This is a genomic window from Parabacteroides timonensis (assembly GCF_900128505.1).
Lineage (GTDB): Bacteria > Bacteroidota > Bacteroidia > Bacteroidales > Tannerellaceae > Parabacteroides > Parabacteroides timonensis.
In genome coordinates this window covers 1,777,703-1,801,516 of sequence record NZ_LT669940.1, presented here as the reverse complement: position 1 = coordinate 1,801,516, position 23,814 = coordinate 1,777,703, and the positions used below count along the sequence as shown (strand labels likewise).

At 39.3% G+C, this 23,814-nt stretch carries 13 protein-coding genes and 2 pseudogenes; 13 read left to right on the top strand and 2 right to left on the bottom strand.

The window, feature by feature from the left end; genetic code table 11:
- The first annotated feature begins 322 nt into the window (after nt 1-322).
- From BQ7394_RS07660 to BQ7394_RS07605, 11 genes and pseudogenes are all read left to right on the top strand, one after another.
- Complete coding sequence (locus tag BQ7394_RS07660; RefSeq protein WP_075556814.1) at nt 323-1,468, top strand: AAA family ATPase; 1,146 nt, start codon at nt 323-325, stop codon at nt 1,466-1,468.
- Nucleotides 1,469-1,676: 208 nt separating this feature from the next.
- Nucleotides 1,677-4,526: pseudogene (locus tag BQ7394_RS07655) on the top strand (SusC/RagA family TonB-linked outer membrane protein); the annotation flags it as partial.
- 23 nt (nt 4,527-4,549) lie between these two features.
- Nucleotides 4,550-5,917, top strand: coding sequence for a RagB/SusD family nutrient uptake outer membrane protein (locus BQ7394_RS07650; RefSeq protein WP_075556915.1), 1,368 nt, complete (start codon nt 4,550-4,552; stop codon nt 5,915-5,917).
- A gap of 154 nt (nt 5,918-6,071) precedes the next feature.
- Nucleotides 6,072-7,283, top strand: a complete 1,212-nt coding sequence (locus tag BQ7394_RS07645) for an ATP-binding protein (RefSeq protein WP_075556812.1) — start codon at nt 6,072-6,074, stop codon at nt 7,281-7,283.
- Nucleotides 7,284-7,530: 247 nt separating this feature from the next.
- Nucleotides 7,531-10,518: pseudogene (locus tag BQ7394_RS07635) on the top strand (SusC/RagA family TonB-linked outer membrane protein); the annotation flags it as partial.
- A 20-nt stretch (nt 10,519-10,538) separates the two neighbouring features.
- Nucleotides 10,539-12,119 carry a RagB/SusD family nutrient uptake outer membrane protein gene (locus BQ7394_RS07630; RefSeq protein ID WP_075556809.1) on the top strand — a complete coding sequence of 527 codons (1,581 nt, stop codon included), beginning with the start codon at nt 10,539-10,541 and terminating at the stop codon, nt 12,117-12,119.
- Between the two features lie 557 nt (nt 12,120-12,676).
- Nucleotides 12,677-13,840 carry a site-specific integrase gene (locus tag BQ7394_RS07625; RefSeq protein ID WP_075556914.1) on the top strand — a complete coding sequence of 388 codons (1,164 nt, stop codon included), beginning with the start codon at nt 12,677-12,679 and terminating at the stop codon, nt 13,838-13,840.
- A gap of 225 nt (nt 13,841-14,065) precedes the next feature.
- Nucleotides 14,066-15,337: a replication-associated recombination protein A gene (locus tag BQ7394_RS07620; RefSeq protein WP_075556808.1), complete on the top strand. Its 1,272-nt coding sequence runs from the start codon at nt 14,066-14,068 to the stop codon at nt 15,335-15,337.
- Between the two features lie 187 nt (nt 15,338-15,524).
- The gene (gene serC, locus BQ7394_RS07615) at nt 15,525-16,592 is read left to right on the top strand and encodes a 3-phosphoserine/phosphohydroxythreonine transaminase (RefSeq protein ID WP_075556807.1); all 1,068 of its coding nucleotides are present in this window, start codon (nt 15,525-15,527) and stop codon (nt 16,590-16,592) included.
- A gap of 2 nt (nt 16,593-16,594) precedes the next feature.
- Complete coding sequence (locus BQ7394_RS07610; RefSeq protein ID WP_075556806.1) at nt 16,595-17,518, top strand: NAD(P)-dependent oxidoreductase; 924 nt, start codon at nt 16,595-16,597, stop codon at nt 17,516-17,518.
- 12 nt (nt 17,519-17,530) lie between these two features.
- Complete coding sequence (locus tag BQ7394_RS07605) at nt 17,531-18,778, top strand: DUF1015 domain-containing protein (RefSeq protein WP_075556805.1); 1,248 nt, start codon at nt 17,531-17,533, stop codon at nt 18,776-18,778.
- 74 nt (nt 18,779-18,852) lie between these two features.
- On the opposite strand, the gene BQ7394_RS07600 is transcribed toward BQ7394_RS07605, so the two are convergent.
- Nucleotides 18,853-19,374 carry a DUF4833 domain-containing protein gene (locus BQ7394_RS07600; RefSeq protein WP_075556804.1) on the bottom strand — a complete coding sequence of 174 codons (522 nt, stop codon included), beginning with the start codon at nt 19,372-19,374 and terminating at the stop codon, nt 18,853-18,855.
- 4 nt (nt 19,375-19,378) lie between these two features.
- Nucleotides 19,379-19,852, bottom strand: coding sequence for a WbuC family cupin fold metalloprotein (locus BQ7394_RS07595; RefSeq protein ID WP_075556803.1), 474 nt, complete (start codon nt 19,850-19,852; stop codon nt 19,379-19,381).
- 101 nt (nt 19,853-19,953) lie between these two features.
- On the opposite strand from BQ7394_RS07595, the gene BQ7394_RS07590 reads away from it, so the two are divergent.
- Nucleotides 19,954-22,692, top strand: a complete 2,739-nt coding sequence (locus BQ7394_RS07590; RefSeq protein WP_075556802.1) for a substrate-binding domain-containing protein — start codon at nt 19,954-19,956, stop codon at nt 22,690-22,692.
- Between the two features lie 167 nt (nt 22,693-22,859).
- Nucleotides 22,860-23,738 carry a carbohydrate kinase family protein gene (locus BQ7394_RS07585; protein WP_075556801.1) on the top strand — a complete coding sequence of 293 codons (879 nt, stop codon included), beginning with the start codon at nt 22,860-22,862 and terminating at the stop codon, nt 23,736-23,738.
- Nucleotides 23,739-23,814: the final 76 nt, after the last annotated feature.

The window sequence follows — 23,814 nt, the reverse complement described above, 5'->3', positions numbered from 1 at the left end:
TAAAATATTAAATATTATGGCTTTAGCATATCAAAGTGGTGCCAATACATCTGTATCTGCAATATTTGCAACATCGTCAACTCTTCTACAATTGAATAAAAACAAGCCATCATCCCTTCCTTTCTACACGACTCTCCCAGCAGGTACATAAGATAACATTTTGTCAATTTGATATTTCTATAAAAAGATCACGGTAACGCACAATAAAATTGATTTCATGTTTATAACATTTGAAATAGGATGATTTGAAATCGATTGGTTTCAAACTTGGCGATTAGATATATTTCATTTACTTTTGTATGAATCAAAAGTAAAGATAAGTATGAATACTCCCTTCGTTTATGGTCGTATAGCAGATAAGGAGAACTTCACTGACAGGGATCAGGAAGTGAAGTTACTTACTCAGAACTTCAACAGTCTGGTTAACACAGTTATTATCTCTCCACGCAGATGGGGAAAAACGTCTTTGGTTAATAAAACGGCACAGATATTACTCAATTCAAGTAAAGATTACTATATCTGCCAGGTTGATATTTTCAATTGCCGCACGGAAGAAGAATTTTATATCGCTTTAGCAAATGCTTTGTTGAAAGTCTCGACTTCCGCCTGGGAAGAATTCGTTTCTGGGGTGAAGAAATATCTCGGACGAATGGCTCCTGTTATATCCATGTCCGACACGAGTCAAACATACGAATTATCTTTTGGCATTAACTTTAAAGATAATAAGTTAAGTTATGACGAGATACTGGATTTACCCCAGGTGATAGCTAATGATACGGGTAAGAAAATTATTGTTTGCATTGATGAATTTCAGAATATAAACGAATATGAAGATTCTCTGGCTTTTCAGCGTAAATTACGTGCCCATTGGCAAAAACAAACCTCAGTTTGTTATTGCCTTTATGGAAGTAAAAGACACATGTTGCTGGATATTTTCAATGATTATAGCATGCCTTTTTACAAATTTGGTGATATATTATTCTTGCATAAAATAGGCAGAACAGATTGGATAACATTTATTTCCAACCGTTTTGCCGCTACTGGGAAAGAGATTTCGGAAGATTTATGTGATAAAATAGCATCAAAGGTGAAAGATCATCCGTATTATGTCCAACAGTTAAGCCAGCAAGTTTGGCTACGTACAAAAAAGAAATGTACCGAAGATATAATAGAAGAGGCATTTTTAGGCCTGACAGGTCAGCTAAGCCTTCTTTTTGTAAATATCATTGATACGTTGACTTCTAAGCAAATCAACTTTTTATTGGCTGTGGCAGATGGTGTTGTTAACTTTTCATCAAAAGAAATACTTACCAAATATAAATTAGGAACTTCTGCGAATATAAAAAATTTAAGAAAGGCGACATTGGAAAAAGATCTAATAGATATTTTACCTGGAAATATAACTGAACTTCAGGATCCTGTTTTTGAATATTGGATAAAAAATATTTATACAGGTTCACTACGATAAACACCTCCTTTTTTGGTAGAATTTGAGTATGCAAATTAGCTACCCAAATTCTACTTTCTTTTTTTAGTATAAATTGTTATAGCTTAAATTACAATTGATACAAAAAATAATTCATTAGTAACAACTGTTTGGATAGGGATATTTATTGGATTTACAGAGGTTTACGATTAAGCTGTAAAGTATTGATTTATAGCTATTTAGTAGCAAACGTAGTTCTGCAAAGACTCTGGTGATTTCATACGTAGGTATGGAAACTCAGGAGGTCTCTGTTAAACCCCAGATTAGAGTGCTTTTACAAACCTCTAGTCAGGCATTAGAGGAAGTGATGGTTGTTGCTTATGGCACAACTAAAAAGGCCTCTTTTACAGGTTCTGCAAAAGCCGTTAGTGCTGAAGAAATCGTATCTGGTTCAAAAGAATCTTTGGACAAAGCATTAACAGGTAAATTGACAGGTGTACGTGTAACAACTACTACCGGTGACCCAGGTTCTCCAGGTGAAATCAACATCCGTGGTGTTGGGTCTATCAGTGCGTCAAAGTCTCCTTTGTATGTAATAGATGGCGTACCTGTCAAGAATGATAGCGATATGAGCTATTATGGTAAAACATCCAGCATCCTTAGTTCTTTGAATCCGGATGACATTGAGAACATGACAGTGTTGAAAGATGCTGCTGCTGCTTCTTTGTATGGATCACGTGCCGCCAATGGTGTAATTATTATTACAACTAAATCCGGTAAAAAGGGGAAAACAAAAGTTTCTTATACTGGTGAAGTTGGGTGGTCTAACATGGCTGTAAAACAGTATGTTCCGATGAATGCCAGCCAGATACTTGAATATGGAAAAGAAGCTATTGCTAATTATTACATTCTGAATGGTGATGCAAGCAATCGTGACGAAGCATACGCTCTTATTGATTCAGAAGGTGATATGGCCTCTTTCTTTAATGATCCTTCTGGCAAAACGAATACTAATTGGAGAGACGAGGTTTATCGCACTGCTTTGACTCAAGACCATCAGGTTGCTATCAGTGGTGGTGCTGAAAAGACTCAATTCTATGTAGGGTTCGGCTATAATAAGTCTGAAGGTATTGTGATCGGTACAGATTTTGACCGTTTAAGTGGGCGTTTAAATTTGGATCATCAAGTTAATAACTGGTTGAGTTTTGGCGTAAAACAATCTATCGCTTATTCAAAACAAACTGGTGGTCGTGACCAAGGAAGTCAGGAGCAGGGAATCGGTACATCTTCTCCTCTTAGCTTGGTATTCACTGCTGATCCAACTGCTCCGGTTAAAAATCCTGACGGATCTTATAATGAGAATGCTTGTTGGGGAGCGGCCTCCAACCCTCATTTAATGCTTGGCGATGACCAGTGGATCAAGTCTAAAACTATGCGTAGTTTAACTAATGCAGATGTTCAGGTGAAATTCTCAGATAAGGTTTCCTTCAAAAGTATCTTAGGTTATGACTTTATAGATACAAAACACTTTGAATATTGGAGTCCGACAAGTGTTGATGGAGAGTCGGTAAAAGGATTAGGTTCACGTTATAATTATGAAAACCGTAACTTGACCAGTTCTTCAACATTGAGATATGCAAATTTGTGGAATGATGTACACTCATTTGATGTGCTAGGTGGTTTTGAAGTTGAAAATCAACAATTGACCAATATCATTGCTACTGCTAAACAATATTCAACTGATAAATTACCAGAGTTGGGTAATGGTCAGCCTGATAATGCTTATAGTAATGTATATGAGTCAGGTTTGGTTTCTTATCTGGCTACAGCAAATTATAATTATGATAACAAATATTATCTGTCTGCCAGCTTCCGTCGTGATGGTTCTTCTCGCTTGGGTTCAGATAATCGTTGGGCTAACTTCTGGTCTGTATCAGGTGCTTGGAGAATAAATAAAGATTTCTTGAAAGATAACGACTTGTTCTCTGATCTGAAATTACGTCTTTCTTATGGTACGAATGGCAACTTGCCTAGTGACTATTATGCAAACTTGGCTTTGTATTCATTCAGCTCCGGATATGGTCCTTCTTCCGCTATTTATTGGAGTCAGGCAGGTAACAGTAAATTAGGTTGGGAAAAATCTCAGAACTTCAACATCGGTTTAGACTGGAACATGTATCAACGTGTAAATCTAACAGTTGAATATTATAATAAAAAGACCACAGACCTTTTGTTTGAAGTTCCGGCATCTATTGTTACCGGTTTTGAAAACAACTGGCAGAATTTAGGCGAGTTGAAAAACACAGGGCTTGAAATAGAGGTTAACTCTCAAAACATCAAGAACCATGATTTCTCATGGGATACAAACTTCAACCTGACTTATCAGCAGGTTAAGATTAATAAACTTCCGGAAGGGAAAGATATCCAATACGGAGATGGTGAAATGTACCTGCATCGTGAAGGCGAATCAATGTATACCTTCTATTTGCCGGAGTGGAAAGGGGTTAACCCTGAAACAGGTTTAGGTGAATACTGGAAAGATCCTGAAGATCACAGCCAAGGTGTTGTCAATTATTATGCAGAAGCAGGTAAAGGCATAGTTGGTAAAGCCATTCCTGATGTGATCGGTGGTTTAACCAATACATTCAAATATCGTGATTTTGACTTATCTTTCCTGATCACATATCAGTTTGGTGGCGATATGTTCGATTATCCGGGATATTTCTTCCACCATGATGGATTCCGTTTAGGTTCATTCAATATAGAAAACGATGTTGCCGGAAACTATTGGAAAAATCCGGGTGACGTAGTGGACTATCCGAAACCTATTTACGCAAATCCTTATCGTACGGACCGTTTCTCCAGCAGAACAATCGTATCTTCTGATAATATTCGTATGCGTGAGATAACATTAGGTTATAATCTCCCGGTTTGGAAAAATATTTTCAATAACCTGAGAGTTTATTTCCGTGCAAATAATCCATTTATGATCTGGTCTAAATGTGATCGTGTTGATCCTGATGTTCCATTGAATGGTTATCGTCAGGTGGATACACCTCCAACCAAGAGTTTTGTCTTTGGTGTAAATATCACTTTATAATCTAAGTAAAACAGATAATGAATATGAAAAAAATATATTTGGTTAGTTTAGCATTTATGCTGTTGACCGCAGCTTGTAACGATGTGCTGGAAAAAACTCCAGGAACAAGCTTACCGGTAGATGAAGCGATTACTTCAGTAGATGATTTACAGAATGCCGTAAATGGTATTTATGCAGATCAGGCCACGGAAGTAGGATCTTACGGTGGCGATTTCTCTTTATTCGCAGATTTGCGTGGAAGCGATTTTCAGTCAATCTCTGATGTGAATCATGCTGGTCCTATGTACCGTTATCAACTGGATAAAAACCACTCTTTGGTATTCAGTTTTTATAAAGTATTCTATGTGTCTCTGGCTAGAATTAACAGCGTTTTAGCTGCTTCCGAGAATTTAGAAGGAGATATTGCTAACCTTCAAGGGGAATTGTACGCAATGCGTGCTTTATATCATTTTGACCTGGCACGACTATTTGCTAAGTTACCGACTTCGGGAGATATGAATGGCTTGGGAATCGTATTGTCTGATAATGTTTTTGAGACCAATTATATTGGTGAAAGAGCAACATTACAAGCTACCTACGATTTTATAATCAGTGATTTGAATAAAGCACTTCCTATGCTGACAAAGGATAAAGCGCAAGGACATATAAATTATTGGGCTGCTTTAGGTATTCGTGCACGTGCTTATTTGTATCTGGGTAAATATGCTGAGGCATTGAATGATTGTAAGGAAATAATAGCGTCTTCTCCTTATAAACTTTACTCTATAGATGAATATCTTTCTGTATGGGATAAAGAAGGGACAAATGAAGTTATGTTTGAAATACTAACGACTTCCATTTATAATGCCCAACGTAATTCTATAGGTTATTATACACATGCAAAGGGTTATGGAGAATGTGCATTTACAGAAAGTTTTAAAGCCGAATTCGATGCTCGTCCTAATGATATTAGAACACAGCTTATTGCAGAAGAGTCTGATAATGGTTATACAGGATTCTATCCACAAAAGTATAAAGGACGTGACGGACAAATCTATGTGAATAACCCAAAAGTGATCCGTTTATCTGAAGTTTATCTGATTGCTGCAGAATGTGCATTGAAAGAAGGTAATGCGGGAGAAGCTGCTCAATATATTAACACTCTCCGTAAGAATCGTATAACTGATTATACTGATGTGACCTCCGTGACATTAGATGATATATTAATGGAAAGACGCCTTGAGTTGTTTACAGAAGGGCATACGGCCTGGGATTATTGGAGAAATGGAAAATCGGTAAATAATAAGTTTGCAGGAGAAATTAAGGCAGATGATTATCGTACGATTCTTCCTATGCCTATGACTGAAATAAATGTATCTGGTGGAAAGTTACAACAAAACCCTAATTATTAAACCAGATTATAGATGATAATATAAAGAGCCGCTTCACTTCACATTGAGGAGCGGCTTTTTTGTGAATGTTATTGAGCAATTTAACCACAGCTTGTTTCTTATAAGAAATAAATACATTATCTTTGATAAATGTTTTACTTATAAGTAATAAAATATGAAAGTACCGGAGTTTTATAAAAGAGAATTATATCTTGACCGCATTAAGCCATTTATAAATACACAAATGATCAAGGTATTGACTGGTCAGCGGCGTGTTGGTAAAAGTTTTCTTATTTTCCAATTGATGGACTATATACGCGAACTATACCCATCCTCCGATTTGATCTATATTAATAAGGAATTATTTGAATTTGATAATTTGAAAGATTACTCTGATTTGATAAACCATGTGACAGAGCAATATACTAAGACTGCTCATAAATGTTTCTTGTTTATTGATGAAGTACAGGATATTACCAACTTTGAAAAAGCATTGCGACATTTTTTTGCGAAAGGTGACTATGATATATATTGTACAGGCAGCAATGCGAATATGCTCTCCGGTGAATTAGCGACCTATTTAAGCGGGCGTTACATTGAATTTAAAATATATAGTCTCACCTACAATGAGTTTTTGCAATTTCATAAACTAGAAGATAGTTCGGACGCTTTTACTAAGTTCTATAAATTTGGAGGATTACCTTATTTAATTAATCTGCCATTCAATGAACTGTTGATTTCTGATTATCTTAGAAGTATTTATAATACAATAATCCTGAAAGATGTAGTGAATAGATATAATATAAGAAATGTCAGGCAATTGCAAGACTTAACCATCTATCTGGCTGATACAATAGGAAATTTATTTTCTGCAAATAAAATAAGCGAATATCTTAAATCTCAGCGTGTCGATTTGCCTCCTAAAACAATATTAGAGTATCTGACTTATCTTAACAATGCTTATTTTGTGAAAAGACTACGTCCTTCTGATATTCAAGGGAAACGACAATTCCAGATAGGAGAAAAATACTATTTTGAAGATTTGGGCATCCGTCATGCGATTCGACCTTTTAAACCAAATGATATAGGGCAGGTATTAGAAAATGTTGTTTGCCATCACCTTTTGGTCAACGGATATGATTTGTCAGTCGGGAGGGATGGAGAAAAAGAGATAGATTTTGTTGGAGAAAAAGACGGAGAAAAGATATATGTTCAGGTGGCGTATTCGGTAATGGATCCAAAATCACACCAACGGGAATTTGGAAATCTTTTAGCTATAAAAGATAATTATCCTAAAATGGTTATCACGATGGATGAGTTAGAAGGAAGTTCGTATGAAGGAATTAAACAAATCCCAGTACGAAAGTTTTTACAAGAATTCAAATAGTTTTTCTATATTGCTTACAGGCGAATAAATGTTAATTATTTCATTTTTCAGGTAGAAATTTGGTATTAAAAATTGAATATCAAATTTTTACCTTTTTATTTGCTAATATTGCTAATCTATTAATTATCAACTTTATAAATGAAAATGAATTTAAGCCAAAAGTCAAATTGAATATTGTATTATTAAGTGATATATATTTCTTTTTTCAATGTATAATATTGGTTATCAGCGCATTGTGTAAAAACATAGTTCTGCAAAGACTCTGGTAATTTCATACGTAGGTATGAAAAGCCAAGAGGTTTCTGTTAAATCAAAGTTGAATATTTTGTTGGAGTCTGATAGCCAGATGATTGATGAGGTAATGGTTGTGGCTTATGGTACAGCCAAGAAAAGTGCATTTACTGGCTCTGCTGCAACGATTAAAACGGAGAAGATAGCAGCCCGCCAAGCTGCTAATTTGACGAATGCTTTGGCTGGTCAGGTTGCTGGTGTGCAAATAACAAGTAACACCGGTCAGCCGGGTAAAGATGCAGAAGTCCGTATTCGTGGTATCGGTTCTATTTCTGCCAGCAACAAGCCGTTATATGTAGTAGATGGTGTTCCTTATGATGGCGAAATCTCTGCAATCAGTACTTCTGATATTGAGTCGATGACTGTATTGAAAGATGCAGCTTCAAATGCTTTGTATGGTGCCAGAGGTGCTAACGGAGTTATTTTGGTTACAACAAAAAAGGGAAAGACCGGTGAAGCCCGCATTAATTTTGATGCTAAGTGGGGTGTAAACAAACGTGGTATTCCTTCTTATAAGGTTGTTACTGATCCGGGTAAATTTTATGAATTAGCTTATTCTGCTATTTATAACGGTGATTTAAAAGGGTATACTGCGGCTGGTGATCTGGCAACAGCCAATGCATTTGCCAATCAGCAAATGCTTTCAAGTAAGTATCTGGGATATCAGGTCTTTACTGTTCCTAACGGTGAACAATTGGTCGGCATGGATGGAAAATTGAATCCGAATGCAACATTAGGCTATAATGACGGTACATATTATTATTCGCCTGACAATTGGACAGATGAACTGTTTGAAAACAATGCCCGTCAGGAATACAACTTGAATGTAAGCGGTGCAACAGACAAAATGAGCTATTATATGTCAGCTGGCTATTTGAATGACCAGGGAATTGTTCCGAACTCAGGCTTTAAGCGCTATTCTGCTCGTTTAAAAGCTGATTATCAAGTTAAGCCTTGGTTGAAATTAGGTGGAAATATGTCATTTGCCCATTATGATAGCCGTGAACAAGATACGGAAGGTAGTACTTCAAATGGAAATGCTTTTTATTCAGCTAATATCATGGGAGCTATCTATCCTATGTATGTTCGTGATGCTTCCGGCAATATTATGTACGACGATCGTGGTTTCAAGAGATATGATTACGGATCGGATACGAATTTTTCTCGTGAGGGTGTTATCCCGAATGCGAATCCGTTAGCAAGTTATATGTTGGATAAGAGAAATTATGCCGGTGATGTGCTGAGTGGTAAATGGTTTGCGGAAATCGATATTTGGGATGGTATCAAAGCAAATATCAATATCGGTGTGGATGCAAACAATGTGCGGATGAGAAACCTGGTGAATCCATATTATGGACAGTATTCTGAAGCGAGTGGTGTGGGAGGTATTATCAGTACTGAGGCCCGGCGTACATTCAGTACGAACCAGCAATATTTGCTGACCTATAATAAGACGTTCAATGAGGTTCATAACCTGGACGTACTGGCTGGTCATGAAAACTATAATTACCAGTATTCTTATTTGTATGGTAGCCGTGAAAAGCTGTACAATCCGGATATGCCGGAACTAAACAATGGTATTTTGAACCAGAATAATAGCGGTTATTCCAGAAACTATGCGACAGAAGGTTGGCTTTTCCGTGTTCAGTACGATTATGACGGTAAATATTTCGGTTCAGCTTCTTTCCGCCGTGATGGTTCTTCGGCTTTCGATCCGGATAACCGTTGGGGTAACTTCTGGTCTGTCGGTGCCGGTTGGTTGATAAACAAGGAAGCCTTCCTGGCCGACCAGAGTTGGATTGATATGTTGAAGTTCAAGATTAGCTACGGTCTTCAGGGAAATGATAATCTGATGTATCAAGGCGGTTTAACTCGTAATTACTATCCTTATCAGGACCAGTATTCATTGGCGAACAGCAATGGTGATTTTTCTACATCATTATATTATAAAGGAAACAAAGATATCACCTGGGAAACCTCTCATAGTTTCAATACCGGATTCGATTTTACTTTCTGGGGTGGTAAGTTGAGCGGTTCTGCCGAATACTTCTCTCGTAAAACAACAGACATGCTTTATTTTAAGCCGGTTGCTCCTTCAATGGGTTATTCACGCTATCCTGAGAATGTCGGTTCGATGGTAAATCGGGGTGTAGAATTGGATTTGCATTCAAACATCATCAATACTAAAGACTGGACCTGGAATGTGGATTTGAACCTAACTCATTTCAAAAATAAAGTATTGAAACTGGCTCCTGAGTTGAACGGACAACTGATCGACGGTTCCCGTATTTATCGGGAAGGCGAATCTATGTACCAAAAGTATTTACCGAAATATGTAGGTCCGGATCCTGAAACCGGCGCTCCCTCATGGGCTTTACTGAAACCGGATGAAAATGGTAAGACAACGACTACTACTTATTCGGTGGCTTCTTCCAATCGTTTTGCATCGGGCGATATTCTCCCGAAGGTTTATGGTGGATTCGGTACCAGTCTGACAGCTTACGGTTTTGACTTCTCGATCACTTTTGCTTATCAATTGGGCGGACGCATCATGGATAACACGTATGCGCAGCTGATGAGTTCACAAGCAATAGGCGATGCCTGGCATGAAGATATATTGAGAGCCTGGACTCCGGAAAATAAGAATACGGATATTCCTCGTTTGAATGTACAGGACCAGCGGTATACAAATACTATAACACAGGATCGTTGGTTGACAAGTTCCGATTATCTGAGTTTGCAAAATATTACATTCGGTTATACCCTGCCGAAATCCTGGACGCGCAAATTACAGATCGAAGGGGTCCGTTTGTATTTTGTAGCTGATAACGTTGCATTGTGGACAGCTCGTAAAGGTTTGGATCCTCGTCAGGATTATGATGAAGTGGAAAACGTTTATTCGCCGATCCGTACAATTTCCGGCGGTGTTTCTTTAAATTTCTAATTCGTTAAATAGCATTTAATATGAAGTTAACAAGTAAATATATAATGTTTGCAAGTGCCGCTTTGACGTTGGCCTCTTGCGATTTGGATAAGTTTCCGGAAGGCCAGTATGTTGCTGGAGACCAAAAAGAAGACGTTATCGATAAAAGACCGAATTTGATTACAGCAGAAGTAAATGCGATGGCTGCTCAGTTGAATATGTACGGGACGATTTCCGATGATGCTACAACTTATCATAATGATTATGGTGTACCTGCGATTGCTATGCTCTATGAGCAAAGCGGTCAGGATATGCCGTCGACGACAACCGGATATAACTGGTTTAACGGTGCCCAGAATTATTCCGACCGTGTTTATACCAGTACAACCGATGAATTGATCTGGAAAATATTCTATAACCACATGAAGGCTGCCAACAATGTATTGACATTGACGGAAGGTTCCGACGATGCTTCTATGAAGGTTTATCGCGGACAGGCGTTTGCTGCACGTGCTTACGATTATCTGAATCTGGCTCAGACTTATCAGTTTACATACGCAGGGCATGAAAATGAACCTTGTGTGCCGATCGTTACTGAAAAAATGACGGAAGAAGAGCTGCAGAATAATCCGCGTGCTACTGTTCAGCAGGTTTATGACCAGATCATGAGCGACTTGAATCAGGCGATCGAATTACTGGCAGGTAATGATAATGGTACGAACAAAGACCAGATTGACGAAGCTGTAGCTTACGGTCTACGCGCTCGTGCTAATTTGGTGATGCAAAAATGGGCGGATGCAGCTAAAGATGCAGAAAAAGCAATTGCCGGCGGTAGTCCTCAAACATTGGCTGAGGTTTCGAAACCGACATTCAACTCAGCAGCAGCTAGTTCCTGGTTGTGGGGAGTTTTGATTTCTCCGGATAACGATGTGGTAACTACGGGTATTATTAACTGGCCTTCTCACTTGAGTTCGTTAACCGGCAACGGATATACGACTTTAGTCGGTGCCTGGCGTTATATTACTGACAAATTGTACAACCAGATCTCTGATACCGATATCCGCAAACAGTGGTTTATCTCTCCGGATACAACTTCCGCATTAGTTGCGAATGCGACTGTCGGAGGAGAGTCTGTCATCGATTATTTTGGTCTGACTCCTTATGTAAATGTGAAGTTCGGCCCTTACCAGGATGTAATGGCTAATACAACAAACTCTCAGGACTGGCCTCTGATGCGTGTAGAAGAAATGATTTACATCAAGGCGGAAGGTGAGGCTATGAGCGGAAACTTGTCGCAGGCTAAATCAACGTTGGAGAGTTTTGTGCAGACTTATCGTGATCCGTCTTATACCTGTAAGGCTACTTCGGCTCAGGAAATGCAGGATGAAATCTGGATGCAGCGTCGTGTGGAACTTTGGGGTGAAGGTTTTGCCTTGTTCGATATCTTGCGTCTGAAAAAACCGATCGATCGTAAAGGTACGAACTACGAACCTGTTATTCAATACAGATTGGAGCCGGAATCTCAGATTATGATCTATCGTATTCCTCAGGGCGAAATTGAGTCTAATGGAAGTATTTCGGATGCCGATAATAATCCGGCGGCACCGAATCCTACAGTATAATATAGATATGTATTATAGTTTTATATAGAAGAGGGTGAACATTAAGTTTTCACCTAATAAATTCAGTACAATCTTACCCAGTGAAGTTTTATGTATCTGGGGTATGGATAGATAAATAAATACCCGATAAGGTCCAGTTGATCTTTATCGGGTATTTATATTTTAGGGAATCGGCTACAATAGTGTTAGTTTGATTCTGATTTCGTCTGTCTGTAAAGAGCACTTTCTATATTTTTTTCTTTCTATCAATAAAAAAATAATTTCTCTATGTTTCACTTTCTGAACCAATTACGTTTTTTGTGAATTTTAGTTTCCTTTTTGGGTAGTCTCTTCTTGTTTTTTGTTTTTTATGATTGGTAAGTCTCTTTTATCTTTGTAACCGAAAAGAAGAGCAGCAGCATCAGAATCGGTTGTTTTTTAAGGTAGGTCGGAGCATTATGCCTAATTTTGTCGGAACTCCGGTAAATATGTGATAACAAACTTTTAGTTTGTCTTATACGAAAGAAAGAACTTATTATCGTTCCTTCGTGTTTCATTCAGAAAATAAAATATATATCATGGAAAAAGTAATTTACAACTTGGTGTTTAACCGTAAGAAACTGTTAAACTCAGAAGGGAAAGCTTTGATTCAGGTAGAGGCCTATCTGAACAAGCAGAAGAAGTATTTTTCAACAAAGGTTTATATTAAGCCTTATCAGTGGGACGCAAAGAGAAAAGCTGTAAAGAATCATCCGAATATGGAGTCTCTGAATCAGTATCTGTCTAATTTTATTGCGGAATTGGAACAACTGGAACTTGAAGTAGTCCATAGTGGCAAGGAATTTTCTTTGAATGATCTGAAAGAGAAACCTGAGACTGGTCAGACTTCTTTTTCTCTGTTTATGCTAAATGAGATTAAACAGAGTAATCTGAAACCGTCAACGATGAAAAATCATTTTTCAACATTGCAGGTTCTTTCATCTTACCAGGCAGAAGTTAGTTTTAACGACTTAAGTTATAATTTTCTTTGCGATTTCGAGCACTATCTATTGGAAAATAAGTACCATCGGAATACGATCGCCAAACATATGAAACATCTGAAACGTTATATCAATCTGGCGATCAATAAAGATTTATTCGATTTGCATCGGTACCCTTTCCGTAAATACAAGATCAAATATATGGAAAGTAAAAGATCTCATCTTACTCCGGAAGAACTGGGGCAACTGGAGAGTCTTAACCTGAAAGGGCGGCGTACGCTTCAGCGGACTTTGGATATGTTTCTGTTTAGTTGTTATACCGGACTCCGTTTTTCGGATATAGTGAGTATAACAAGAGATAATTTTCTTTGTATTGACGATAAAATATGGTTGATCTATTCTTCTGTTAAAACAGATGTGAATGTACGTTTACCTTTGTTTTTACTGTTTGACGGGAAAGCGTTGCCCATCTATGATCGATACAAGAACAGTCCGTGGACTTTGTTTGATATGCCGGCTTCTTCCAATTCGAATGTAAACAAGCAGATCCGCAGACTTTGTAAGATGGCTAATATAGATAAGAAGGTTTCATTCCACACAGCTAGACATACGAATGCTACATTATTGTTATATAATGGAGCAAATATAACAACTGTGCAGAAACTTCTGGGGCATAAAAGCGTACGAACAACAGAAATATATAGTAATATTATGGATATGACGGTTGTGCGTGACCTTTCCAGCTTGACAGGCCTTAAATAATTATACGAAAATGGCATTAGGGAACGTAGGAAATGCACTATGGATTTTTCTGTGTTCTCTAATGCGTGCTGACAAAATGATACATTATGTCCGGGGATGTCTGGGTGTGTATGTGATGTGTCTTGCTTTTTGTTATAAAATACTGCTTTCAAACATTAGAATTCCTTTATATTTTTACGGTATTTATGCTTTGAAAAGTAAATAAAATATCCGACTTTTGTCTGCATGATGAGTCAACCTTTAGCAGAAAGATTACGTCCAAAGACGTTGGATGATTATATCGGACAAAAACACCTTGTTGGACAAGGAGCTGTATTAAGGAAAATGATTGATGCAGGACGTATACCCTCATTTATTCTTTGGGGACCTCCGGGAGTAGGAAAGACGACGTTGGCACAAATCATTTCCAATAAACTGGAAGCCCCTTTCTATACTTTGAGTGCGATCAGTTCGGGGGTGAAGGATGTACGTGATGTAATAGAAAAAGCAAAAGGAAATCGCTTTTTCAATACCGTATCTCCGATTTTATTTATTGATGAAATACATCGTTTCAGTAAATCCCAGCAGGATTCCTTGTTGAATGCTGTAGAAACGGGAGTTGTAACGTTGATTGGAGCAACGACGGAGAATCCTTCTTTTGAAGTTATTCGTCCGTTATTATCCAGATGTCAGGTATATGTTCTGAAGTCGCTGGATAAAAGCGATTTGCTTACATTATTGAATAAAGCAGTCAAAGAAGACATTATACTGAAGGAGAAAGATATCCAGTTGAAAGAGACGGATGCCATGTTGCGCTATTCCGGTGGTGATGCCAGAAAGCTTCTGAATATCCTGGAGTTGGTTGTCTCTGCCGAAGAGACGGATAAGATAGAAATAACCGATGAAAGGGTTGTAGAGCGTTTGCAGGAGAATCCGGCTGCTTATGATAAAGGCGGTGAAATGCATTATGATATAATTTCTGCTTTTATCAAATCAATTCGGGGAAGTGATCCTGACGGTGCTATTTATTGGCTGGCCCGTATGGTGGCAGGAGGGGAGGATCCGGAGTTCATCGCCCGGCGACTTGTGATTTCAGCAGCCGAAGATATCGGCCTGGCTAATCCGAATGCCCTGTTATTGGCAAATGCCTGTTTTGATGCTTTGAAGAAAATCGGTTGGCCTGAAGGACGGATCATCTTGGCGGAGACGACTGTTTATCTGGCTAGTAGCCCTAAAAGTAATTCGGCTTATATGGCAATAAATGATGCGCTGGCATTGGTGGAACGTACCGGTAACCTGCCTGTCCCGCTTCATCTGCGTAATGCACCGACAGCTTTGATGAAAGAGTTGGATTATGGCAAAGAGTATAAATATGCTCATGATTATAAAGATAACTTTGTTAAACAGGAGTATTTGCCTAAAGAAGTGCTTAATCAACGCTTCTGGAAAGGACAGAATAATCCGGCGGAACAAAAACTGGTCGAGCAAATGAAAAAGCTATGGGGAGACCGGTTTTGATAATTGACAATTAATAATTGAAAAAGGAAGAACTGCTGTATAAAAGATGTTAGAAAAGAAGTAAATGTTGCTTTTTGCTAATAATTTATACTTTTTGATTTCTTCATTTCAATTAAATTCGTACATTAGCCGCCTGTTTTAAAAAACACGTTACTTAAATAATATATAACATTAAAAAGAAATTGATATGAAGAAGCACAATTTTTCTGCAGGACCTTCTATTCTGAGCGAATACACGATTAAAAATGCAGCAGCAGCTGTTGAAAATTTCGCGGGTACAGGGTTATCGATTCTTGAAGTATCTCATAGAGGTAAAGAATTTGTTGCAGTAAACGACGAAGCCAGAGCATTGATTAAAGAACTTCTGGATGTTCCGGCTGGTTACGAGGTTGTATTTCTGGGCGGTGGTGCCAGCATGCAGTTCTGTATGGTTCCTTTCAACTTGCTGAATAAGAAAGCTTCTTATCTGGATACGGGAACATGGGCCTCTAATGCGATCAAAGAAGCTAAGTTGTTCGGAGAAGTAGACGTTGTCGCTTCTTCAAAAGATGCAAACTATACTTTTATCCCGAAAGGTTATCAGGTTGCTGAAGATTCGGATTATTTCCATTTTACATCCAATAATACGATCTATGGTACGGAAATGCGTTACGATCCGGATATGAAGGTTCGTTTGGTATCTGATATGTCTTCCGACATTTTCTCTCGTCCGATCGATATATCCAAATATGATATTATTTATGCCGGTGCCCAGAAGAACCTGGCTCCTGCAGGTGTAACATTGGCTATTGTGCGTACGGATGCTTTGGGTCATGTAGATCGTGCTATCCCTACAATGCTGAATTACAATACGCACATCAAGAAAGATTCTATGTTCAATACGCCTCCTGTATTCCCTATTTTTGCAGCTCTGCAAACATTGAAATGGTATAAGGAACTGGGCGGTGTAGCTGCTATCGAAAAGATGAACCTTGAAAAAGCAGCTATCCTTTATGATGAAATTGACCGTAATAAATTATTCAAAGGTACTGCCGCTGTAGAAGACCGTTCTATTATGAACGTTTGCTTCGTAATGAACGACGAATATAAAGAACTGGAAGATGAATTCAGTAAATTCGCTTCAGCTGCCGGTATGGTAGGTATTAAAGGACACCGTTCAGTTGGCGGATTCCGTGCCTCTCTTTATAACGCGATGCCTAAGGCCAGCGTGGAAGCTTTGGTTGCTACAATGAAAGAATTTGAAAAACAGCATTAATCATGACAAAGGTATTAGTTGCTACAGATAAACCTTTCGCTGCGATAGCAGTGAAAGGTATCCGTGAAGTGGTGGAAGCAGCAGGTTACGAGCTGGCTCTTCTGGAAAAGTATACGGATAAAGCCCAATTACTGGATGCTGTAAAAGATGCGAATGCAGTTATTATCCGCAGTGATATTATCGATGCTCCTGTGTTGGATGCTGCTAAAGAACTGAAGATCGTTGTTCGTGCCGGTGCCGGTTACGACAATGTAGACCTGGCTGCTGCTACGGCTCATAATGTATGTGTAATGAATACTCCAGGACAGAATTCCAATGCCGTGGCTGAACTTGTTTTCGGTATGTTGGTTTATGCTGTCAGAAATTTCTATAACGGAACTTCCGGTACAGAACTGATGGGTAAAAAGCTCGGTATCCTGGCCTATGGTAATGTCGGACGCAATGTAGCCCGCGTTGCCAAAGGATTTGGTATGGATGTATATGCTTATGATGCATTCTGTCCGGCAGAGGTAATTGAAAAAGATGGTGTCAAAGCGGTTGCTTCTACTGCCGACTTGTTCAAAACCTGTCAGATCGTTTCTCTTCATATCCCGGCAACGGCTGAAACAAAAGGTTCTATCAATTTTGAATTGATGAACTCTATGCCTAAAGGGGCTATTGTTATCAATACAGCCCGTAAAGAAGTGATTGACGAAGCAGGTTTGAGCAAGATGATGGAAGAACGTCCTGACTTTAAGTATATTACAGATATTAAGCCTGCTATCGATGCAGATCTGGCTGCCAAATATCCGGATCGTTACTTTGCTACTCCTAAAAAGATGGGTGCACAGACTTCCGAAGCAAATATCAATGCCGGTATTGCTGCTGCAAAACAAATCGTGGATTTCATTCAGAATGGTAACGAGAAGTTCAGAGTTAATAAATAAATCCGCAACATTATGGCAAAGATAAAACCTTTTAAAGGCATCCGTCCGCCGAAAGATTTAATAAAAGAAGTCGCTTCACGCCCTTATGATGTATTGAATTCAGAAGAAGCACGTGAAGAAGCAAAAGGAAACGAAAAGTCATTATATCATATTATTAAGCCGGAAATAGATTTTCCGGTAGGAACAGACGAACATGATCCGGCTGTTTATGAAAAGGCTGCTGAAAACTTCCGGTTGTTTCAGGAGAAAGGTTGGTTGGTTCAGGATCAGAAGGAACAATATTATGTATATGCACAGACTATGAACGGACGTACACAGTATGGCCTGGTTGTATGTGCTTATGTAGATGATTATCTGAAAGGTAATATCAAGAAACATGAATTGACCCGTCGTGATAAAGAAGAAGACCGTATGAAGCATGTTCGTGTGAATAATGCCAATATCGAACCGGTATTTTTTGCTTATCCTGACAATTCGGAACTGGATGCTATCGTAAAGAAATATACGGCGAATGCTCCGGAATATGACTTCGTGGCAGAATTGGATGGGTTTGGCCATACTTTCTGGATCATTGACGAAGATAAAGATATTGCTCGTATCACCGAATTATTTGAAGCGATGCCTTCATTGTATATAGCTGATGGTCATCACCGTTCGGCAGCGGCAGCTTTGGTAGGAGCGGAGAAAGCGAAGCAAAACCCGAATCATCGTGGAGATGAGGAATATAACTACTTCATGGCTGTTTGTTTCCCGGCTAATCAGTTGACTATTATCGACTATAACCGTGTTGTCAAAGACCTGAACGGACTTACGGAAGAAGAGTTTCTGGCAAAAGTGGCTACAAACTTTACAGTAGAAGATAAAGGTACGGAGATCTATAAACCGACAGGATTGCATAACTTCTCTCTCTATTTGGGAGGTAAATGGTATTCCCTGACAGCTAAACCGGGAACATACAACGACAATGATCCGATCGGTGTGCTTGACGTTACGATTTCTTCCAATTTAATACTGGATGAAGTGCTTGGTATTAAGGACTTACGCTCAGATAAACGAATTGACTTCGTAGGTGGTATCCGTGGCTTGGGCGAATTGAAACGCCGTGTAGACAGTGGAGAAATGAAAGTAGCCCTGGCTCTCTATCCCGTCACTATGAAACAATTGATGGATATAGCCGATACCGGTAATATCATGCCTCCTAAGACAACCTGGTTTGAACCCAAACTACGTTCGGGACTGGTTATTCATAAATTGGTATAAAAGAATAAGTAAATTATATTTTATAAATAGAAAAGCGGATATGCAGTTCAAATAGCTGACATATCCGCTTTCTTTTATTTCTTTATCCTTTCGGTCACTTTTGTTCCAGTGTCTGTCGCTATTCCTTGCAGTTCTACATATTCGACTCCTAGCGGATTGCTTGGTTTTGTTTTGACATAGAGCGATTCGAGTTTTGCCTGTTGGTTGTCGATAGTAGCCAGACAAATATATTCGCCATCCTTCCTGCAAATAGTTAGTACTTTAGCAGGATAGGCACTTAATGTAACTTCGGCCGAATCGTCTCCTGTCGATACAAGTTTATATCCGTAAGCCATCTTACGTTGGAAATAACTTAATCCGTTTGTTTCTCCCGGACGTTCTTCACGGTTCACCCAGTAGACATTAAGCGGTGATTTAGTATTTAGCTTACCATTCTCCAGATTAATGTCATAGCAAACTAAGTTTTTATTGGTACTGCGGGCGATATGAAAAAGCCTTTCTGCAGTTGGATAGGTATCTTCATCCGGATTGGTAGCAGAAACAGATGCAGATATCAGCAAGCAACAGGATAGGAGAATTATAAGTATATGTTTCATGATGTTATATCTTTATTTGGGATGACAGATAATCCAAGTATTTCCTGATACCTGTTTCATCATCCGGTTCCGGGCTCCATGGAGCCATGTTTTCCGGGTGTAAGGGAGCAAAAGGCCCTGGTTTCACTTCATAGACGACAGTACCCGACTCCAGAACAAGCAGGCAATGCCATATACCCGGGGCGATCTCCGCACCATACGATCCGGCCTTTGGATCGAGTAACAGCTTTTCGGTAATGTTTCCCTTTTCGTCAAAAAGGAAAAGCATTGCTTTGCCACGGAGAAGCAGGAATATTTCATCCTTATTAGGGTTGAGATGACGATGCGGGCGAATATAGGTTTCCGGTTCCATTGCGTTTAACAGTCGGTTGACCGGATCGTCCAGCTTTTCATGAAAATTATAATTCATGCGCAGCCGGGGTGATTGTTTTGCTCTGGCTGTTGTTTCGTCAAGTAGCTGTTCATTAATTATTTTCATGTCGTATAAGTTTTATTTTGAGCTACGAATGTACAAAATAAATCTTGGTTGTTATACTGATAATCCTTACATTTGTGCAGAACCTAAAAATCAACATATACATGAGGTCTTTTATTCATCGTTTCTGCTTTGTGATTTTTCTTCTCTCCCTGGTCTTATCTTGTAAGCGGGAAGAAAAGGAAAAGACCTATGTCATAGGAGTCTCACAATGTTTCAGCAACGATCCTTGGCAAAAGGCTATGTTACTGGATTTGCAGGTGAAAGCCTCCGATTATCCTAACCTGAAATTAAAAATAAAAGATGCTGCGGAAGATAACGAGAGACAGATTGCCGATATTCAGAAGTTTATCAAACAAAAGGTAGATCTTCTCATTATATCTCCAAATGAATCCAAACCTCTGACACCGATTGCCGTTGAAGCATTTCGGGCCGGAATACCCACAATTATCATCGACCGGAAGATTGAATCGAATGAATACACAGCGTTTATTGGAGCGGATAATTATGAAATCGGACGCTCTGCTGCCTTGTTTGTAAATTCATTACTGAAAGAAAAGACAACAATTGTGGAAGTGTGGGGGAGGAAAGGCTCTTCTTCTGCCCGCGAACGTCACCAGGGATTTGTCGATGCATTGATAGGGAATGATGTTATTACCTTGAAAGAGGTGATGGGGGGGTGGCATAATGAAGAAACAAAAACTAATGTTGCGGCCTTGGGGTCGTTTAACGATATCGATATCGTTTATGCTCATAACGATCTGATGGCCATGGCTGCCAGGGAAGTAATTATGACAAAAGACCCGAAGGCAGGAGAGAGGATCAAGTTTATCGGTATAGATGCGTTACCGGGTGTGGGGCATGGAATAGAAGCTGTCAGGAATGGATATTTAACGGCTTCGTTCCTGTATCCGACAGGAGGAAGTACGGCAATCAAAGTGGCCTGGCAGATATTGACCGGTCAATTCGTATCCAAGAAATACGCCCTGACGTCTGCCCTGATTGATAAGGGGAATGCCGGAACCATGTACCTGCAGTCTGAACAGTTGACTAACTATCAGGAACAAATCGAGAAACAACGTAATAACCTGGATGAGATCTTTTCACAATACCGTTTCCTGCAAAACTCGGTAGCAATGATTCTGTTGCTGATGGGGTTATTGATCCTGTTAGCCTTGTATGTGGTACATATCAATCGAAAGGTACAAAGAAAGAATCACGAACTGAAACAAACGAATATCCAGGTCGAACAGCAAAAGGAGGAACTGGCTATAGCCAATCGTAAGATTGAACAGGCAACAGCCCGGAAACTTCAATTTTTCACCAATGTGTCCCACGAAATAAAAACACCGCTAACTCTTATTTTGGGGCCACTGAATAAATTATCGAAAGAACTGCCGGAGAACTCGCCGTTAACCGATGATATCCATATTATCGGGAAGAATGCGGAACGATTGAAGCGTGTAGTCAATCAACTGCTTGACTTCCGTAAGGTGGAGAGTAATAAAATGAATATGCGTGTTACGCAAGTCGAACTGGTAACCTTTGTTGAGGAGGTAAAGTCCTATTTTGAAAATATGGCACAGAGTAAACAGATCAACTATTCTTTTTACCATGATATGCCTTCCGTACTTCTTTGGGTGGATACGGATAAAATGGAGAAGATATTAGCTAATCTGTTGTCAAATGCTTTTAAATTTACCCCGGATGGGGGAACTGTGACCATCCGTTTGCAGGATCATGCAGGTTATGTGATTTTGTCTGTGGAAGATAATGGAATAGGTATTCCTTCTGAAAACCTTTCTTCCGTATTTGAACAATTCTTTACCGGCGATCAGAATTATATAACCGGAACAGGCATAGGTCTTCATCTTACCTATGAATTTGTCAGTATGCATAAAGGACATATCGAGGTACAAAGTACACCCGGTAAGTTGACAGTCTTTACCGTCGAACTCCCCAAAGGCAAATCTCATTTTGATGAAACCTGTACATTTGCTCCTTCTGTGACCGAACTGTCCAGTGGAGTAGCCAATCTGGATACGAAAGAAATGGAGGAGATTGTAAAACGTACTTACGATTATACTATTCTTATTGCTGAGGATGATCCTGATATTGGCGCATACTTACAGAAAGAACTGAAACAGAACTTCCGCATTCTGTTGGCCGAGAATGGGATAAAGGCTTGGGAAATATTACAAAGAGAAGATGTTTCTATGGTTATGAGCGATATCATGATGCCGGAAATGAATGGATATGAGTTATGTAAGAAGATAAAATCAGATATCGCATTCAGTCATATCCCTGTAATCTTGCTTACTGCCCTGTCTGACGATAAACAGCGTATGTATGGGATAGCCAGTGGGGCGGATGAATATATCCAGAAGCCTTTCAATATGGAAGAAGTTAAATTGCGTATCGTTAAACGGCTGGAAGAACGGGCACGCTTACGGGATACACTTGCGCAGGAATTTCAATCGTCCGGTTCTTCGGATATGAAATTCGGAAAGGTGGAAAGTATGGATGAGTTATTCATGAGTAAGTTCATGAAACTGATAGAAGAGTCGTATGCAGACTCCGACTTCAGTATAGAGAAAGCCAGTGAGATGATCGGGCTTTCCCGGGTACACCTCTACCGGAAAGTAAAAGAACTGGCCGGAATAACACCTACCGACTTTTTGCGGAATTATCGGTTGAAGCGGGCTGCCGCCATGTTACAACAAAAGGCATACAATGTGAATGAAGTAGCCTATGCTACCGGTTTCGCCTCTCCGGCATACTTTTCCAAATGTTTTAAAGCCTTGTATAATATTACACCTACCGAATATTTGGGAAAAGAATAACGCTCGTTACATCTATGTAACATCTGTGTATTGTTGTCGATACTAAATTTATTATGTAACGATTGTTATCGATCTTGTAGCATATGTTATTGTCGGTATTTATTCCTTCTTTTAGTTTTGCATCATCAAAAGTTAGCAAGCAATTTGAACAGTGGAATATCTGCACAATGGAACAAATGAAACGACAAAATAGAAAGCCGGTTGTAGTCGGTATAGGTGAGCTCCTTTGGGACTTACTTCCTACAGGAAAGACAGCAGGTGGTGCGCCGATCAATTTTGTTTACCATGCTTCCCGTCTGGGAGCGGAGGGATATGCTATCAGTGCCATTGGTGACGATGATAACGGACGTGAGATATTGAACGAACTGGATAAAAATTCCATTCGGTATTTGATAGATAAAGTTCCTTATCCTACCGGGACAGTCAATGTTGAATTGAAAGAGGACGGGATTCCCGAATACACGATTACTGAAAGGGTTGCATGGGATCATATATCGCCAACATCGGTTGCTGTCGATCTGGCAGAACGTGTAGATGCTATCTGTTTCGGGACATTAGGACAGCGTTCCTTACAATCGCGTGATGCTATTCAGGCAATTCTTTCTTTTGCTCCGGACACGGCTTATCGTTTGTTTGATATTAATTTGCGTCAGCACTATTATGATAAAGTATTGATAGAGGAATCGCTTTATCTGGCGAATGTGTTGAAGATGAATGACGAGGAGCTACTTCGACTGAAAGAGTTATTTGACTTAACAGGTTCTGAAGAGAAGATCGCTACCTGGTTTATGAAGAATTATAACTTAAGAATGGTGGTACTGACTGCCGGTGCTTCATACAGTACGGTTTACACACCGGAAGAAGTTTCAACGTTACAGACCCCGAAAGTGGAAGTGATCGATACGGTAGGAGCGGGTGATGCATTTTCGGCTGCCCTGATAATGTCTCTGTTAAATGGGGTGAAACTGAGTGAGGCACATCGGTATGCCGTGAAGATTGCAGCGTTTGTTTGTTCCAACCAGGGAGCATGGCCTGCATACGAATAAATTATGGATGTTTCAATGCTAGATAATTATGTATAGGTTTACGTTTATGTTTTAAGGCAAAAAGATGGTTAGTTTT